Genomic DNA, 17,477 nt, shown 5'->3' with positions numbered 1-17,477 from the left:
AGTGCAAAGACGTGCCGTGCTTTATGCGTTCATGTGCTGGTGCCAGTGTGAATGGCCAAAACTTTCGATCCAGGCCTGCACCTCTTGCGGCGGCATGGCGGGCGCGATGCCATTGCCTTGGCCTTGAAGACAACCAAGCTTCAGCAAAGCTCTGGCGTGCGCGGCAGTTTCCACGCCTTCGGCCACTACGGCGCATTCAAAGGTTCGGGCCAGACCGATGACACCCTCGACCAAGGCGCTGTCTTGCTCGTCAATCAGCATGTTTTGCACGAAGGATCGGTCGATCTTCAATGCGTTGACGGTGAGGCGCTTCAAATAGGTCAGCGTTGAATAGCCGGTGCCAAAGTCATCCAGCGCGAAGCGGACGCCGAAATCACGGCAGCTCTGAATCAATTGATCGGTGTTGCGAACATCGGCCAGTGCGGCTGATTCCAATACCTCCAGGCACAGGTGCTGGGCCACCGGTTCTTGGTGGCGCTGAATCAGCTCCTGCAGGCGCAAAGCGAAGTCAGGGGTCTGCAATTGACGGGCGGTCACATTGACGCTGACTTCGAGTTGTAGGCCTGCGCGCAACCATTCAGCACTTTGCTTCAGTGCTTGTTCGATCACCCAATCGCCTACCTGGATGCCCAGGCCCGTAGGCTCAATGAGTGGCAGGAAATGCAGCGGCGCCAGCAGGCCTTGGTCGGGGTGTTGCCAGCGCAGCAGGGCTTCCACGCCCAAGACTTGGCCGCTCGACATATCAATCTTGGGTTGATAGTGCAGGCGCAGCTCGCCCGCATCTAGTGCTTGCTGCACCCGGGCGAGTGCCAGCAAACTGGCTTCATCGCGCAAATGCTTGGCGGTATCAAAGAGCTGGAAGCCCTTGCGGCCGGCATGCTTGACGCGGTAAAGCGCGTGGCCGGCGTGGCGCATCAAGGTTTCGGCATCGGCTTTGTCTTGGGGAAAAACCGTGGCGCCAATGCTGGCGCTAATGCTCAGGACGAGCTCTTCTTCCTCGGCCAGATCTGCACCTTTGCGTCTGGAGGGCGCAAAGCGGAAAGGTTGCATCAGGATCTTTTGGATCCGGTCCATGGCTCTTTGAGCCTCTTCGGGACTGCTGCTGCGCAGTAACAAGGCAAACTCATCGCCGTGCAAGCGTGCTACAGCGTCCGACCATTGCTGCGCGCTGCGCAATGCCGCCTGCAGGCGCTGTGCCAATTGCTGCAAGAGGGCGTCCCCGACCTCGCTGCCATATTGCTGGTTCAATTGCTTGAACTGGTCGAGATCGAGGCGACACACGCTGAGCCGGAAGTTTTCGCGCTCAGCCATCAGCAAGCCTTGGCGAAGGGTTTGCATGAAGGCGGCCTGATTGGGCAGGCCGGTCAAGGCGTCGGTGCTGGCTTGACGTGCCAGCAGCTCTTGTTGCTGCAGCAGCTGAGTCAAATCATTGACGGTGACCACGCGATAGCGCAGCGGGCCATCGGGCTCGGGAATGCTGGCCACCGTGAGTTGTAGATGGCAGCGGCTGCCATCGGCTCTTTCCGTTTGAACGCGGCCTCGCCAAAAGTTCGTTTCTAGCAATGCCTTTTGAACCTGCTCAGGGGAGTGGCCCGAGCGTCGCAGGCAATTGGGCTCCAAAGCCGCCATGGCTTGGCCGAGCAGGACTTCTCTGTCTTGACCCAGCATCTGGCAAAAGCTTGGGTTGGCGTCCAAAACCCGGAATTCGGTGTCAGTGACCAACAAACCCTCTTGCAGATGCTCAAACAAGCTGACGCTCATACGCTGGCGCTCTTCGGCTTCGAGTCGCTGGCTCACATCTCGCAGCGTGCAAAGGAGGCGCTCGGCTTGCCCGCGGGAGTCGCGTGCAAGCACCTGGCAATGGAGCTCATAGCTTGCCCAAGCGCCTGAAGCGCTGAACAGTCGCAGCAGCTCTTGGCCCATATCCGGCCCCATGCCAGCGATTTGCGCTTCGAGGCTCAGGCTGACCCGCTCCCGGTCGAGCGGATGCGCCCTGCTGAGCCAGTCCAGCGGTCGCGTCAAGTCAGCCGGCGTTGGGCCCATGCGTTGCTGCCAAGCTGCAGACGCAAACAAGGCTTGGCAGCCTTCGGCGCCGACCCGCCACTCGGATGAGCCCTGGCCCAAGGCCTCGAGCGCCGCGTGAAACTGCTGCTTGTCTGTGTCTTGCCTGCGCTTGAAAAACAAGGTCAAGATCGGCAAGGCGGCAGCGCAGCTGCTCAGACCCATCCACAAGACCAGTTGTTCGAGTTGGCTTAGTCTGGCAAACGGCCCGACGCTTTGCGCTGCGGCCCCGGCTGCGGTCAGCGCGAGCAGCAGGGCGTTGATTCCGCTGACTGGCAAAGGCATCAGCAGGCTGACAGCACCTAGCAAGAGGAGCGGCAAGAACAATTGGACGCCGGCAGGGATCGATTCCTGACCTGGCGGCCCGACCAGCAATGCCAAACTGCAAAGACTCAGCCCAACCAGAGCCCAAGCAATGAGGGTTTGGCCGGTGGACCTCCAGGGGAAAGGCCGGTTCTTGTGGCTTTGCGGCGCCAAGCTGGGATCAGTCTCTTTTGCGTTTCGCCAGCTCATCAAGACCGGCGCTGCGGCCAAAATGCATCGGACTTCGCCGCCGAACAAGACGCGAAGAAACTTCATTCCCTTGCTCGCTGCGGCGAGGGGTAACCATGCAGACACATCGGTTGGGACAGCTGCACACAGCCAAAGAGCGGCCAGCAGGAGCACCAGCATGAATGGCGTCAAATCCCACCGCAGGGGCCGAGCTGAGGCGAGACCGCGTGTCCAGCCCACAAGAAAAACCCAGGCTGACGTGAGGTGCGCACTCAACGAAGGCCATGCTGGCGAGAGTGCCGGCGAGGAATCTGCCTTTGGCAATAGCCAGGCCCCGTTCGACTTGTGACAAGGCGAATCTGGCGTCAAGGAGCGAGCGGGAATTGGCTCAAAGGCTGAAGCGCACAAAGTAATCGAATGATTGGGCGATTGGCGTATTGCTAGCGCAAATTAGGACATCGGGTTCGAAAACCTGATCGGGTTCACTTGTCGAATGGGTTGCGAGTTGTTCTTGAAAATATGCGGGCCGATGCTAGCAGCGGCTTCTCCTCAAAAGCTTGCCGGCGCCCCTTCATTCAGGTGGGTGCGCTGCGCCCGAATACAAATATCTGGCCCAAACTGAAGCTGTGGATAGGCCAAAGGAATCATGGGGCGAAAAAAAAAGCTGCCTGAAGCAGGCAGCTTTTTTGAGACATGGGCTTTTTATTGATTGTGAATCCCTGTTGGCTGAACGTTCAGACGTGGAAATCAGCCAGTGACGCGCCAGAAGAAATGGCTGCCTTCAGCCATTTGGGTTGCAGGCCGCGGCCGCTCCAAGTTTCTCCAGTCGCTTGATTGCGATACTTGGCGGCCACTTTCGAGGTTTTGGCTGCCTTGGGCACGCGGGAACTCAGGTCGGCTGCGGTCAAACCATAGTCTGCCATCAAGGACTTGACTTTGGCGATGGCTTCAGCCCGCTCGCGGTCCTTGGTTTGAGAGATTTGTTCGTCGAGTGCAGCCCGTTGGGCCAAAAGGTCTTTAAGCGATGCCATGTGTAAATCCTCGCAAGGTTTAGCGTTCAGCCAAATGGGAACGGAGTAATTATAGGCACAGAAAATAAAAACAAGTGTTGCCGCAATTAAACGCATGGCGGCAACACCATTTCAAATAAAACTAGGCCAGTTCATCCTCTACCCATCACTACGCAGGCCTCGCGCCTGACTTACTTATAGCCCACCCGATCAAGCATTTTCTGCACCAGGGGCTGGTTCGCGCCCACTGTGGCGATCGGGATGGTTTCACTCTTGAAATTGCCGAATGATTCCAGCGCTGCATTGCTCAGGCGCACGCCCGTCACGGCCGGCCATTCATTGTTGCCGTTGGCGAAATAAGCTTGCGCCTCATTGCTGCTCAGATACTCCAAAAACTTGATGGCGTTGTCGCGGTTCTTGGCGTGACGCGCCACGGCGCCGCCGGCGATATTGATGTGGGTGCCCCAGGACTGCTGATTAGGGAAAACCACGGCAATCTTTTCCATAGCGTCGCGGTCTTCGGGTTTCTCCGATCGCATCATTCGCGCCAGATAGTAAGTGTTGCTAATTGCAACGCCGCATTCACCACTGGCCACGGCCTTGATTTGATCGGTATCGCCGCCCTTGGGCGCGCGCGCCATATTCGCGACCATGCCTTTCAACCAGGCCTCGGTGGCTTCGGCACCCATATGCTCATACACCGAGCCAAACAAAGACAGGTTGTAGGGGTGCGAACCCGAGCGGGTGCACAGACGCCCTTTATTCTTCGGATTGCCGAGATCCTGGTAGTTCAGGACATCGTCTTTCTTGACGGTTTGTTTGTTGTAAACAATGACGCGTGCCCGGGTTGAAAGGCCAAACCATGCACTGCCTTTGTCGCTGGGTTTGGCGCGCAGCTGGGCGGGAATACGCTCTTCCAGTCGCGCGGATTTGACGGCTTGAAACAAACCCTCTTCTTCGGCCTGCCAAAGGCGGGCCGCATCCACCAACAAAATCACATCGGCCGGGCTGGCCGCGCCTTCGCTCTTCAATCGCGCCAACAAGCCGGCATCATCGGTATCCACCCGGTTGATTCGAATCCCGGTGTTCTTGGTGAAATTGGCGTAGAGCGCTTCGTCGGTTTGGTAGTGGCGGGCGGAATAGAGATTCAGAACCTGTTCCTGGGCCGTGGCAGGCGTCAAGCAGCTGCCCAGCAGGGCGGCAGTCAGGATCGATGAGGAGAAGACAGTAGAAACTCGCATGGGACTCCCGGCCAAAACTGGATAGTGAAGTGAAGGAGTCTAGCGTAACAAGAATTATTCCTGTTTGCGGGGGCTTTCAGCCCTTGCCCTGATTTCAAGCGAACTTGATTTGATGAAGCGCAAATGAAAACGCCTCCAAATTTGGAGGCGTAGGTGCGAAGCCGTTGAACTCAGGGGCTTGAGGTCAGGGCCGAGTCCAGACGGTGCATGGCATGGGCAGATCAGGCTGCCGGCGGCACATAGCCCGCCACCGCTTCTGCACCTTCGCCGAAGAAGAACTGCTCCATCTGGCGGGCCAGGTATTGGCGGGCGCGCAGATCGGCCAGATTCAGGCGGTTCTCATTCACCAGCATGGTCTGGTGCTTCATCCAGAGCGCCCAGGCTTCCTTGCTAATGTTTTGATAAATGCGCTTGCCCAGCTCGCCAGGGTAGGGAGCGAAGTCCAGGCCTTCACCTTCCTTCTTCAAATATGTGCATTGAACGCTGCGTGCCATGGCAAAACCTCTTCGATGGAAATGGGTGAAAGCGCCGCGACAAACTTGTCGTGGTGCCGAGGGAAATCAGAAATCAGCTCAGTTTTTTGACCAGCACTTGCGAGCGCCGGTCCCAGTTGTATTTGCGCTTGCGCTCTTCGGGCAGCCATTCGGGGTCGACCGTTCGGAAGCCGCGCTTGATGAACCAGTGCATGGTGCGGGTGGTGAGCACAAAGATGCTGCTCAGACCCTGGGATTTGGCGCGCTGCTCGATGCGCTTGAGGATGCGGTCACCGTCGCCTTGCCCCTGCACATCGGGCGACACAGTCAAGGCCGCCATCTCCGCAGTACGCGCTTCCACATAGGGGTAGAGCGCGGCGCAGCCAAAGATCACTCCGTCGTGTTCGATGACGGTGTAGAGGTCGATATCGCGCTCGATCTCGGTGCGGTCGCGTTTGACCAGGGTGCCGTCGCGCTCCAGCGGCTCGATCAGGGCAATGATGCCGCCGATATCGTCAGCATCGGCCTCGCGCAAGCTTTCCAGCTTTTCGTCCACCACCATGGTGCCGATGCCGTCATGGGTGTAGACCTCCTGCAGCAAGGCGCCATCGACCGCGAAGGGCACGATGTGCGAGCGCTCCACGCCGGCCTGGCAGGCCTTCACGCAGTACTGCAGATAGAAGTCCACATCCACCGTTTGCATCGCCTCGGCGGGCTTTTTGTTCTGGGCCAAGAGGCGCACCGCGTCGGCCAGCGCCAATTCGGTGTCGACTGGGCTTTCAGGGTCTTTGGGGTCTTCGCGCACGCCGGCCACTTCGCAGACGAACAGCAGCTTGTCGGCCTGCAAGGCAATGGCCGCATTGGTGGCCACGTCTTCCATCGACAAATTGAAGGCTTCGCCGGTGGGCGAAAAGCCAAAAGGCGAGAGCAGCACCACCGCGCCGCTGTCGATGGCCCGCTGAATGGCAGCCGCATCAACGCGCCGGACCAGGCCGCTGTGTTGGAAATCCTTGCCATCCACAATGCCGACTGGGCGTGCGGTCAGGAAGTTACCCGACACCACCCGCACGGTGGCGTTGGCCATGGGCGTATTCGGCAGACCCTGCGAGAAGGCCGCTTCAATTTCGAAACGCAGTTGTCCGGCAGCCTCTTGGGCGCAGTCAAGTGCGATGGCATCGGTGACACGCATGCCGTGGCTGTACTGCGGCGTCTGACCCTTGGCGGCCAGTTGCTCGTTCACTTGGGGCCTGAACCCATGCACCAGCACGATCTTGATGCCCATGGCGTGCAAGATCGACAGATCCTGCACAAAAGCATTCAGCTTGCCTGCTGCCACCAACTCGCCCGGCATGCCGACCACAAAGGTTTCACCGCGGTAAGCATGGATATAGGGTGCCACCGAACGGAACCAGGGCACAAAAGTGTGGGGGAAGACAAGACTCATGACCGCAATTGTGCCGCAGGCCATCGGTGGCCCGAACGCGTGGGGACATGTTTGCGGCGCGCCCGCCCCGGCAATCAGCGCACCTGCCGACCGGTCTGAAACGGCCGGCGCGCTTGAAAGTTCGGCGGGCGCGGATAATCCGCGCCTCGTGAATGATTCGACCACTCCCCCATCGCGGCCCGCTCAAGCTCCTAAGGCGCAGCGGCCCCAGCCATCTGTGCAAGCTCAGCGGGCTCCCAAGCCACCCCGGCCAGGCGGTGTGGCCGAGGCGCGGCGCCCGCCTGTGCCGGCCAATCCACTGCCGCCCATCACTTTCCCCGAGTCCTTGCCGGTTTCCAGTCGGCGCGAGGACATTGCGCAGGCCTTGGCCGAGCATCAGGTCATCATCGTCTGCGGCGAAACCGGCTCCGGCAAAACCACCCAGTTGCCCAAGATTGCGCTGGCGCTCGGCCGTGGCCGCGCCAACACCGGCAAGCTGATTGGCCACACCCAGCCGCGCCGCATTGCCGCCAGCAGTGTGGCCAAGCGCATTGCCGATGAGCTGAAAACGCCGCTGGGCGAAATCGTCGGCTACAAGGTCCGCTTCCAAGACCGGCTGCAGCCGGGCGCCAGCGTCAAGCTGATGACGGACGGCATCTTGCTGGCCGAAACGCAGACGGACCCGCTGCTCAAGGCCTACGACACCATCATCATCGACGAGGCGCATGAGCGTTCGTTGAACATCGACTTCCTGCTCGGCTATTTGCGTCAGATCCTGCCGCGCCGGCCCGACCTGAAGATCATCGTCACCTCGGCCACCATCGACGCCGATCGTTTCGCCAAGCACTTTGAATCGATCAAAGGCCCGGCCCCGGTGCTGATGGTTTCCGGCCGCACCTTCCCGGTGGAGCAACGCTACCGTCCCTTTGAGGAGAGCCGCGAGTACGACTTGAATAACGCCATCTGCGACGCGGTGGATGAGTTGTGGCGCGAGGGTGGAGGCGATGTGCTGGTCTTCCTGCCCGGCGAGCGCGAGATTCGCGAGGCGGCCGAGGCGCTGCGCAAGCATCACCCGCCTGGCGTCGAGGTGCTGCCGCTGTTTGCGCGTTTGTCTCAGCAAGAGCAAGACCGGGTGTTTGAGCCGCATGGCCAGCGTCGCATCGTCTTGGCCACCAATGTGGCCGAAACCTCGCTGACCGTGCCGGGCATTCGTTATGTCATCGACCCCGGCATGGCCCGGGTCAAGCGCTACAGCTATCGCAACAAGGTTGAGCAGCTGCAGATCGAGCCGGTCAGCCAAAGCTCGGCCAATCAGCGCGCCGGTCGTTGCGGGCGGGTCAGCAATGGCATCTGCATCCGGCTCTACGAGGAAAAAGACTACCTCGCCCGGCCGCGCTTCACCGACCCTGAAATCCTGCGCAGCTCGCTGGCCGGCGTGATTCTTCGCATGAAGACGCTGGGTCTGGGCCAGGTGGATGACTTCCCCTTCTTGGAGCCGCCGCCGCGCAAGGCCATCGCCGACGGCTACCAGCTGCTCACCGAGTTGGGCGCGGTGGATGAGGCCAATGAGCTCACCGCCATGGGCCGCGAACTCGGCAAGCTGCCGCTCGACCCGCGCGTGGGGCGCATGATCCTGGAAGCGCGCAGCCGCGAAGCCTTGGCCGAGATCTTGGTCATTGCCAGTGCGCTGAGCGGTCAGGATGTGCGCGACCGGCCGATGGAACAGCAACAAGCGGCCGACGAAAAGCACAAGAAATTCGACGACGAAAAGTCCGAGTTCCTGGGCTATCTGAAGCTCTGGAAGTGGATCGAAGAAGCCAAAGGCGGCCACGGCGAGCACAAGCTCAGCAACCGTCGTTATGAGCAGCTATTGCGCGAGAACTTCGTCAGCCCGCGCCGGGTGCGAGAGTGGCGCGATGTCTACTCGCAGCTGCACACCGTGGTGGCCGAACACGGCTGGCGCATCAACGGAAGCCCAGCTACTTACGAGCAGGTGCATCTGTCGATGTTGGCCGGCCTCTTGGGCAATTTGGGTTGCAAGAGCGACGAGGACGAGTGGTATCTGGGCGCGCGTGGCATTAAGTTCTGGCGCCACCCCGGCGCGCACCTGAGCAAAAAGCCGGGCCGCTGGATCGTGGCGGCCGAGCTGGTCGACACCACGCGTTTGTTTGGTCGCGGCATTGCCGCCATCGAGCCCCAATGGCTGCCGGGCATTGCCGGCCACCTGATCAAGACCCAGCTGCTGGAGCCGCATTGGGAGAAGAAGGCGGCCGAAGTGATCGCGCTAGAGCGCGCCACGCTCTACGGCATCGTCATTTACAACAACCGACGCGTCAATTTCGGCAATGTGGATGCGGCGGCGGCGCGCGCCATCTTTATCCGCGAGGCCCTGGTCAATGGCGAGTGGGAGTCTCGACTGCCCTTCCTGGCGCACAACCAGCGTCAGATCCGCAAGGTCGAGGAGTTAGAGCACAAGTCTCGCCGCCAAGACGTCTTGGTCGATGACGAGTTGATCTACGCCTATTACGACGAGCATCTGCCGGCCGATGTTTACTCCGGCGCGACTTTCGAGCGCTGGTACCGGCATGCGTCCAAGACCGAGCCCAAGCTCTTGCAGCTCAGCGTTGAGGAGTTGATGCGCCACGAGGCGGCCGGCATCACCAGCAGTGCCTTCCCCAAGACCATCCGTCTGGGCGGCGTCGATTGCCTGGCTACTTATCTGCATGAACCGGGCGATGCGCGCGACGGCCTGACCGTCAGCGTGCCCATTTATGCGCTGAACCAGGTGAACGAGGATCGCTGCGAGTGGCTGGTGCCCGGCATGCTGGAAGCCAAGGTGCTGGCCTTCGTCAAGAGTCTGCATCAGCGCCCGCGCTCGCGCCTGGTGCCGCTGCCCGACTTTGTGGCTGAGTTTGCGGCCACGCATCCCTTCGGCCAGGGCGCCTTGATTGAGGTCTTGCTGAAGGCGGTCAAGGAGCGCACGCAGCTGGCGATTCAACGCAATGACTTCAAGCTGGAACAGTTGCAGCCGCATTTGTTCATGAACTTTTTGATCGTCGATGAGCATGGCCGACAACTGGGCATAGGGCGCAATCTGGCCGCCTTGAAGGCCGAGTTGGGTGGGCAGGCGCGCTCGGCGTTTCAGGCCTTGGCAGCGCTCAAGCTGCCGGCTTCGGCTCCCTCAGCTGCTGCCGGCAAGGCCGAAGCGCCTGCGCCTGTCGCCAACGGGGGCATCCGCGCCGAGGTGCAGCCCAAGAAGCCCGTGCAGGAACAAGCCAAGACCTATACCGGCTGGACCTTTGGCGAGCTGCCCGAGCTGATGGAGGTGAGCCGTGGCGCGCAAACCTTGATCGGCTTCCCGGCCCTGATCGATCGCGGCGCCCATGTCGAAATCGAGGTGTTTGATGAGCCCGATGTAGCGGCCGCCAAGCACCGCCTCGGCCTGCGCCGTCTGGTGGCTTTGCAGTTGAAAGAGCCGCTGAAGTTCCTGGAAAAGAATATCCCCGATCTGCAAAAAATGTCGGTGCTGTTCATGAGCCTCGGCACGGCCGAAGAGTTGCGCGAACAGATCATTGGCGTGGCCTTGGAGCGGGCCTTTCTGGCCGAGCCTTTGCCCAAGGATGAATTCGCCTTCAAGGCACGGATTGAGGAGGGCCGCTCCCGCCTGAACCTGATCGCTCAGGAAGTCGCGCGTCAAACCGGCGTGGTGCTGCTGGAGTTTGCGGCGGCCAGTCGCAAGCTCAAGGATGCGCGCGCCAGCAAAGAGGTCGGAGAGGACATCACGGCCCAGTTGCAGCGATTGATCGGCAAGCGTTTTGTCACCGAGACGCCCTGGGCGCAGTTGCAGCATCTACCGCGTTACTTGAAGGCCATCAGCGGTCGCTTGGACAAGTTGCGCGCCGACCCGGCCCGCGATGCCAAGCTCTTGGCCGAATTGCGGCCTTTGGAGCAGCGCTATTTGCGTCGCGTCATCGAGCTGAAGGGGCAGCAGGATGGTCGCTTGAATGACTTCCGCTGGCAGCTGGAGGAATTGCGGGTGAGTTTGTTTGCGCAGGAACTGCGCACGCCGCAGCCGGTCAGCGTCAAGCGCTTAGACAAGGTCTGGGCTCAGTTGCAGGGCTAATCGAGGGTCTGGGCGGATTGAGGCGGACCTTGGCGGAGCCCTTGGCCTAGTCTGTTGAGGGGCAGGACCTGCAAAACTTGCTGAAATTCGTAGTCTGCATGCTGGCAGTAGGGATAAGCCGGGTGAAAGCCGTCTAGCTCCCTCTATCGCCTGGGCTGATGTTTGGGTCAAATAGGGATAAACCCAGACCCTGGCTCTTGAGGCCAGCCATGCCCGTGTCCGACGCCTCTTCATCTTCTGCCGCCCCACCTCCCGCCCAAGCAGGCAAGGCTGCCGCTCCAGCGGCGCCGATGCGCCGGTTCGGGCGATTCGAGTTGCGTGCGCTGCTCAACAAGAGCACGCGCAGCATGTGTTGGCTGGTGTTTGACCCGCGCTTGGGGCAAGAGTTGATGTTGTGTCTGCCACGTGTGGCGCCCAACAGTCCCTCAGCCACCGAGCATTGGCTCAAGATGGCGAATGCGGCCTCGCGAGTGCAGCACCCGAATCTGGCCCATGTGGTGGAGATCGGCCAAGTCGAGCAATGGCCCTTTATCGCCTATGACCGGGCGCTGGGCGAAACCTTGGATGAGCGTTTGGCGCGCCAGGCCTCACCTTTGCCTGTGGACGCTGCCGAATGGGTCTGCCAATACCTGGAAGGGCTGGCTTTTGCACATGAGGCCGGCCATGTGCATCGCGATGTGCAATGCGCCACCCTGATCATCAGCCCCAGCAATCAGGTTCGAGTCATCGGCCTTGAGGTGGCGCAAGAGGTGTTTCCGGCCCATGTTGACTACAACTCGGTCACCCGCCGTGCCGTGCGCGAAGCCGCAGCCGAAGACATTTTGTGCGTTGGCCTGATGCTGCATCGCATCCTCAGCGGCCGCCCGGTGCTGGAACAAAACGATCTGCAGACGGTGGTGCAGCAGATGCAGCCCATTGGCCATGAATTGGTGCGCATGGGTTGGGAGACGCCGCACCCCATCCCTGAGCCGCTGCGTGCCATTTGCAATCGCGCCACCGACCGGCAGGCCAAGCAGCGCTATCACATCGCTCGCAGTTTTTTACGTGCCCTCGATGGCTGGCGCACCGCGGCCGCACATGCGGAAGATGGGCCCATTGTCTTATTGATGGACAAGCTGCAGCGGATTGGTCATCTGCCCAGCACTTCGACAGCTTTGCAGCGGGTGGGTCAGTCCTCCGCCATGGAGCGGCAGCACACCAGCGCTTTGTCCGGCTTGGTCTTGCAAGACATGGCGCTGAGCTTGGAGCTGTTGCGACGGGTCAATAACTCGCTGAAGCAAAGCGGCGCGGCGGTGGACGGTACCGTCTTGAATATGCGCCGCGCCATTGCCATGCTGGGCCTGGAAGGGGTGCAGCAAGCGGCGCGGGCCTTGAAGCCTTGGCCGGGGCCGCTCAATGAGGTGCAGGCGGCCATGTTGCAAAGCCTGATGAAGCGGGTGCAGCGCGCCGGCCAGATCGCGCAGGCGCTGCGCCCAGCCGGCTATGACGCCGAGGTGGTCTACCTGATCACGGTGATGCAAAACCTGGGTCGGCTGCTCTTGCAATACCACTTCCCCGATGACGCGCAGCAGATTCGCCAATTGATGCAGCCGCCTGAGCCCACCTCAGACCAGCCGCATCCGCAAGGCATGAGCGAGCAGGCCGCCGCATTTGCGGTGCTGGGCTGTGATCTGGAATCCCTTGGCGCTGCTGTTGCCAAGCATTGGAGTCTGGGCGAAGAGTTGCTTCACATGATTCGTCGGCAAGCGCCCACAGCGGCGCTGCGCGCCGCCGACAGCGAGGCTGATTTGCTACGCCTGACCTGCAGCTTGGCCAATGAGTTGGTGGACGCCTTGATGCTGCCCGAGGCCAAGCGCCAAGCCGGCATTGAACTGGCCACTCGCCGCTATGCGCGCACTTTGGGGCTTGGCTTGCGCGAAGTGCACCAAGCCATGAATCCGGAAAACCCCGGTGCCGGCCCCGAGACGGCCAATTCCTCGTTTGCTCAGCTGTCTGCGCATGGGCCGCTGGATGCGGTGGAGCCCAAGCCCTCGTCCTTGCGGGCTCGCTTAGCGGCCAAGTCGGGAGAACGCCCCTCTTGATGGGGTGGGCGGCTTGACGCGATACGACGGATTCGACACCTTTTGCCTTGACGCGAAGCCAAGCCTTGATGCCCTCTGACGATTGGTCCACCCCTTCCGGTTTGATGCCGCTGGCTTCCTTGCCGGAGCTGGGCCGTTTTCGTTTGCTGAAGAAATTGGGCGAGGGCGCCCAAGCCACCGTTTGGTTGGCTCACGATCCGCGTCTGGACCGCGATGTGGCCCTGAAGGTCTTGAAGCCGGGAGCCGACCCGCTCAGCGTCGATGAATGGCTGCACGAGGCCCGTGCCGTCAGCCGACTTCATCATCCCAATATCGTGCCGGTCTTTGAGGCCGACAGTCAGGCGGGCCAGTTTTACTTGGTGTTTGAATATGTGCCGGGCGGCACCTTGGCCGATCGCATGCGTGCGTGGCGCTCCAGCAGCGCTGATGCTGCCATGGATGCGCGCGCGGCAGTGGAGCTGATGCTGGGAGTGCTGGACGGTCTGCAGGCTGCGCATCTGGCCGGTGTGGTGCACCGTGACCTGAAGCCGAGCAATATCTTGTTGGATGGCCGTGGTCTGGCGCGTGTCATGGACTTCGGCATTGCCGCGCGTTTGGACAGGAACGCATCGTCGCCGGGCTCGGCGGCTGCGGCCACTTCGCAGCGCATCGTCGGCACGCCCGGCTACTTGTCGCCCGAGGTGGCCGCCGGCGCTCCGCCCAGCGCGCAAATGGACGTATTCGCGGCTTCTGTGGTGCTGGCCGAGTTGCTGAGTGGCCAACGCCTGAATTACGACCCCGATCCCTGGGCCGCGGTGCAGAAAGTGAAGAGCCAGGACCTCATCATGCCGTCTGCCTTGGGCCCGGATGTCGACGATGCCCTGCGTGCCATCGTGCAGCGCGGCCTGGCGCGCGAGCCCGAGCGGCGCTGGCCCAGTGCCCAATCCATGCATGAGGCTTTGTCCAGGTGGCTACATCCGGAGCAACAGGAATCGGAAGAGGGCGGCGACGGCGTGGCCTTGGAGTTTTTGCTGCGGCGCATGCGGCACAAGAGCGACTTCCCGGCCATGTCCGATGCGATCAACCGCATCCAGAACCTGACGGCCTCAGAGAACGGCAGTCTGGCCAGCCTGTCCAACGAAATTTTGAAAGACGTGGCGCTGACTCAAAAACTACTGCGCCTGGTCAATACCGTGCAATACAGCCATGCCGGCGGCGGCAGCATCAGCACTGTGTCCCGTGCGGTGGCCTTGGTCGGTTTCGCCGGCATACGCAATCTAGCCTTGTCCTTGATCTTGCTGGAGCGCATGGAAAACAAAGCCCATGCGCAGCAACTGCGAGATGAGTTCCTGCGCTCTTTGATGGCCGCGTCTTTGGCACGCGAGTTGTGCCTGAATCCGCGCGAAAGTGAAGAGGCCTTTCTTTGCGCCATGCTGCATCATTTGGGGCGTGTTTTGTGTGAGTTTTACTTCCCAGAGGAGGCGCAGCAGGTCCGCCGCATAACGCGGGCCGAGCGAGACCCTCAGGCGCCAGCGGGATCCACGACTCACAAGGCTCCGGTCAGCGAGACCGTCGCCTCCACCCAGGTTTTGGGTATGAGCTATGAACAGCTGGGCCTGGGCGTTGCACGCCATTGGGGGCTGCCCGAAAGTCTGCAGCAAAGCATGCGCCGCCCCAGCGGCGACCCCCCGACACGATTGGTCGAGAGCCCGACCGAGCGGCAACGTTGGCTGGCTCACGCCGCCAATGACGTGGCCGATGTGATTTTGCGCACCGACCCGGCCGAGGCTCATGGCCGCATGAAAGCCATGGCTCAACGTTATGCCCGGGTGCTGGGCGTGACGGCGGAACACTTCGATGTGGCGGCCGACCAGGCCCGCCAGCGTTTGGCGCAGGTGGCCGATGCCATGGGGATTCGGCCGCCGAAAAGTTCGCCGGCGCAGCGGCTGCTGGCGCCCTTGACGCCTTCTCTGAGCGATTCTTTGACGCCACATGAACTGCAGGCCACCCAGGTCCTGGAGCCGACGCTGGGTTTGAGCGGCCAGCAGCTGACGCGCGAGCAAGCGGTGGAGATGATGGCGGCTGGCATCCAGGACATCACCAATGCGATGGTGGAGACCTTCAAGCTCAATGAAGTGCTGCGCATGATTTTGGAGACGATATTTCGGGCGCTCGGCTTTCGCCGAGTGGTGTTTTGCCTGCGCGATCCCAAGACCGAGTGCTTGACGGGCCGCTTTGGCCTGGGCGAGGGGGTGGAGCAGATCGTGCCGTATTTCAAAGTGCCCTTGCGCGTGCCCGCCAACGGCCAAGCCGATTTGTTCGCTGCCGTTTGCCAGAAAGGTGCCGACACCTTGATCACCGATGCTTCGGCAGCCAATATCGCCGAACGCCTGCCCACTTGGTACCAAGGTGGTGTGCGGGCACCGAGCTTCTTGCTCTTGCCGATGTTGATGAAAGGCCTGCCTTTCGCCTTGATCTACGCCGACAAATCGCAGCCGGGAGGCATGGATCTCGGCGAAAAAGAGTTGTCGCTGCTGCGTACCTTGCGCAACCAGGCCGTGATGGCCTTCAAACAATCGGCCTGAGCGCCACAAAAACTGCTCAATTTCGAGCCCGACCCCACTCGAAGGGGTGATGGTTTGTAAATATTTGTAGTTTTATGATTGCGCCCGAGTAAAGCAGCCGGTGCGCATCATCCCTCCATCGCTTGGTTTTGGGGCGTCGCAACCGGGCGAAGTGGGGCCTTTGGGGCTCCACGCGGTGGTGGGCCCGAGTAGTCCCATCGGGCCTTGGGAGGCCTTGCGAGGGATATTTCAATGTGGACGAATCGACCTGCCATGCCAGGTCTTGAATTGCCGCGTGGGCTGCAGCCTGCGGGCCCAATTGACTCAGCATCGCCCACCTCGGGCCCTTCGGCGAAGCAGGTTTTGCCCTTTGGCCTGGATGCCGCCAATGCCCAGCACATGGCCTGGCTCACCTGGGGCTTTATGGCATTTCATCTGCTCATGTGGACGGTGCTGGCCTCTTTGAGCCACCGCGCGCCGCCCTGGGACAACGTCGAGCAACTGGTTTGGCAGCAGTCGCTGGAATGGGGCTATTACAAACATCCACCGTTCCCGACTTGGTGGGTTTATGGCTGGACCAGCTTGCTAGGTCGCTCGATGTGGGTGACCTTTTTTGCCGCCCAACTCAGCGTGGTCCTGATGCAGCTCTTCATTTGGCGCATTGCCTTGCTGGTCACCACGCCGGCGCGTGCCTTTGTGTCGGTGGCGCTTAGCAGCTTGCTGATCTATCACGGCGTGCACGGCATCATGGCCAACCACAACACCATCCAGCTGATGCCAGTGGGGCTCTTGTTGTGGCTGAGTTTGTTGGCGGTGCGCTCGCAGGGGCAGGCCGGTCAGGTCAGTCAAATGGAGCAACTGGGCCGCTGGATTCTTGTCGGTGCCGCTGCTGCTTTATGCCTGTTGTCCAAGTACAGCGCCTTGATCTGGTTGGCCGTCATTGGCGCCTGGATGCTGCAAGACCATCGCATGCGCAGCTGGCGCGCCTGGGCCGGCGTTGGGCTGGCGCTGTTGGTTTGTGCGGCCTTGATGCTGCCGCATATTGACTGGTTGCTGCGCGATGGCTCGCCCGGTCTGGCCTATGCTGACCGCGCGGTTCACGGGCAAAACGATGCGGACGACATCGATCACTGGGGCCGCTTGTTCAAGTTCCTGGTGATTCAGCTGGGTCGGGTCTTGCCCTTGCTGATTGGGCTGGGCTTGTTGATGGCCTGGCTCAAACGGGGCGCCAAGACCACTGCAGCTGAGGCGCCAGCCCAGACTGTGGCCGCTGAGCCAAAGTCGGAGTGGACTTTTGTGCTGTTTATGACGCTTGGGCCGGTGGTGCTGACCTCGCTCGTCGGTGTGGCCGGGGTTCGTTTGGGTTCCGCCTGGGCGGCCACCTTTTTTGTGATGGCCGGTGTGCTGGCGCTTTATGTGCTGCGCCGCCAGTCGGCTACCGATCAGCTGGTGCGCAAAGCCTTGTGGGTGTGCGTGGGCATGGAGTTGCTGCTGGCGCTGGGCATGGTGATTGGCGGTGCCTGGGGCGCTGACCGCATCGGCCATGCCGCGCGTTCCAATTTCCCTGCGGCGCGTCTGGCGCGCAAGCTCGACGTGGTTTGGAAAGAGCATGCGCGCACCCCCTTGCGCGTGGTGATTGGCGAAACCTGGCTGGCCGGCAATGTCTCGGTGCGCAGCAAGACGCAGCCCATGGTGTTCATTGACGCTGACCCGCAAAAGTCACCCTGGATCAAACCTCATATGGTGAGCGACTGCGGTGCCTTGCTGGTGATCGATCGGCGCGATATGGCCAATCCGCTGGATCCGCGTGTGGCGGCCTTGCTGGAGCAAGCCTCGTCTACCGGCACCTTGAGCCTGCCGTGGTCCCGACGCGGCAATGCGCCCAAGCTGGAGGTGCAGTGGGCGATCTTGGAGGCCAAGAATCCGAGTGCCTGCCCGCTCTGAGATCTGCGCGAAAGGGTGGGCTGAGGCTTGCTGAAGTAGACGTCGGCGCTGTGAGGGTAAGGGCGCTGGGCTAGACTTCGCGGCCA

Annotated in this window: 9 protein-coding genes; 4 read left to right on the top strand and 5 right to left on the bottom strand. The window is 61.3% G+C overall.

The features are described from left to right. Nucleotides 1–21: 21 nt before the first annotated feature. From LNV06_RS04470 to argA, 5 genes are all read right to left on the bottom strand, one after another. Entirely contained in the window at nt 22–2,640 is a 2,619-nt protein-coding gene (locus tag LNV06_RS04470; protein WP_263537019.1) for a putative bifunctional diguanylate cyclase/phosphodiesterase, read from the bottom strand. Between the two features lie 647 nt (nt 2,641–3,287). Next, nucleotides 3,288–3,680 carry an H-NS histone family protein gene (locus LNV06_RS04465; protein WP_318013434.1) on the bottom strand — a complete coding sequence of 131 codons (393 nt, stop codon included), beginning with the start codon at nt 3,678–3,680 and terminating at the stop codon, nt 3,288–3,290. A 74-nt stretch (nt 3,681–3,754) separates the two neighbouring features. Next, on the bottom strand, nt 3,755–4,804 hold the full coding sequence (locus LNV06_RS04460) for a Fe(3+) ABC transporter substrate-binding protein (RefSeq protein ID WP_263537018.1): 1,050 nt from the start codon (nt 4,802–4,804) through the stop codon (nt 3,755–3,757). 221 nt (nt 4,805–5,025) lie between these two features. Then, entirely contained in the window at nt 5,026–5,298 is a 273-nt protein-coding gene (locus tag LNV06_RS04455) for an oxidative damage protection protein (RefSeq protein WP_263537017.1), read from the bottom strand. Nucleotides 5,299–5,371: 73 nt separating this feature from the next. Next, a complete protein-coding gene (gene argA / locus LNV06_RS04450; protein WP_263537016.1) occupies nt 5,372–6,721 on the bottom strand; it encodes an amino-acid N-acetyltransferase in 1,350 nt (449 codons plus the stop codon). Here argA and hrpA point away from each other — a divergent pair. The 4 genes from hrpA (at nt 6,720) to LNV06_RS04430 (ending at nt 17,391) form a co-directional block, all read left to right on the top strand. Further along, a complete protein-coding gene (gene hrpA, locus LNV06_RS04445) occupies nt 6,720–10,823 on the top strand; it encodes an ATP-dependent RNA helicase HrpA (protein WP_263537015.1) in 4,104 nt (1,367 codons plus the stop codon). The genes argA and hrpA overlap by 2 nt on opposite strands. Nucleotides 10,824–11,032: 209 nt before the next feature. After that, nucleotides 11,033–12,904 (top strand): serine/threonine protein kinase, encoded by a 1,872-nt coding sequence (locus tag LNV06_RS04440; protein ID WP_263537014.1) that lies wholly within the window; start codon nt 11,033–11,035, stop codon nt 12,902–12,904. A gap of 68 nt (nt 12,905–12,972) precedes the next feature. Further along, the gene (locus LNV06_RS04435; protein ID WP_263537013.1) at nt 12,973–15,468 is read left to right on the top strand and encodes a serine/threonine protein kinase; all 2,496 of its coding nucleotides are present in this window, start codon (nt 12,973–12,975) and stop codon (nt 15,466–15,468) included. Between the two features lie 231 nt (nt 15,469–15,699). Then, the gene (locus tag LNV06_RS04430) at nt 15,700–17,391 is read left to right on the top strand and encodes a glycosyltransferase family 39 protein (RefSeq protein ID WP_263537012.1); all 1,692 of its coding nucleotides are present in this window, start codon (nt 15,700–15,702) and stop codon (nt 17,389–17,391) included. Nucleotides 17,392–17,477 lie beyond the last annotated feature (86 nt).

It is taken from the genome of Paucibacter sp. Y2R2-4, assembly GCF_025717535.1.
Classification (GTDB): domain Bacteria; phylum Pseudomonadota; class Gammaproteobacteria; order Burkholderiales; family Burkholderiaceae_C; genus Paucibacter_A.
Note: the sequence above shows the minus strand (reverse complement) of the source record. Positions and strands in the feature narration are given on the sequence as shown.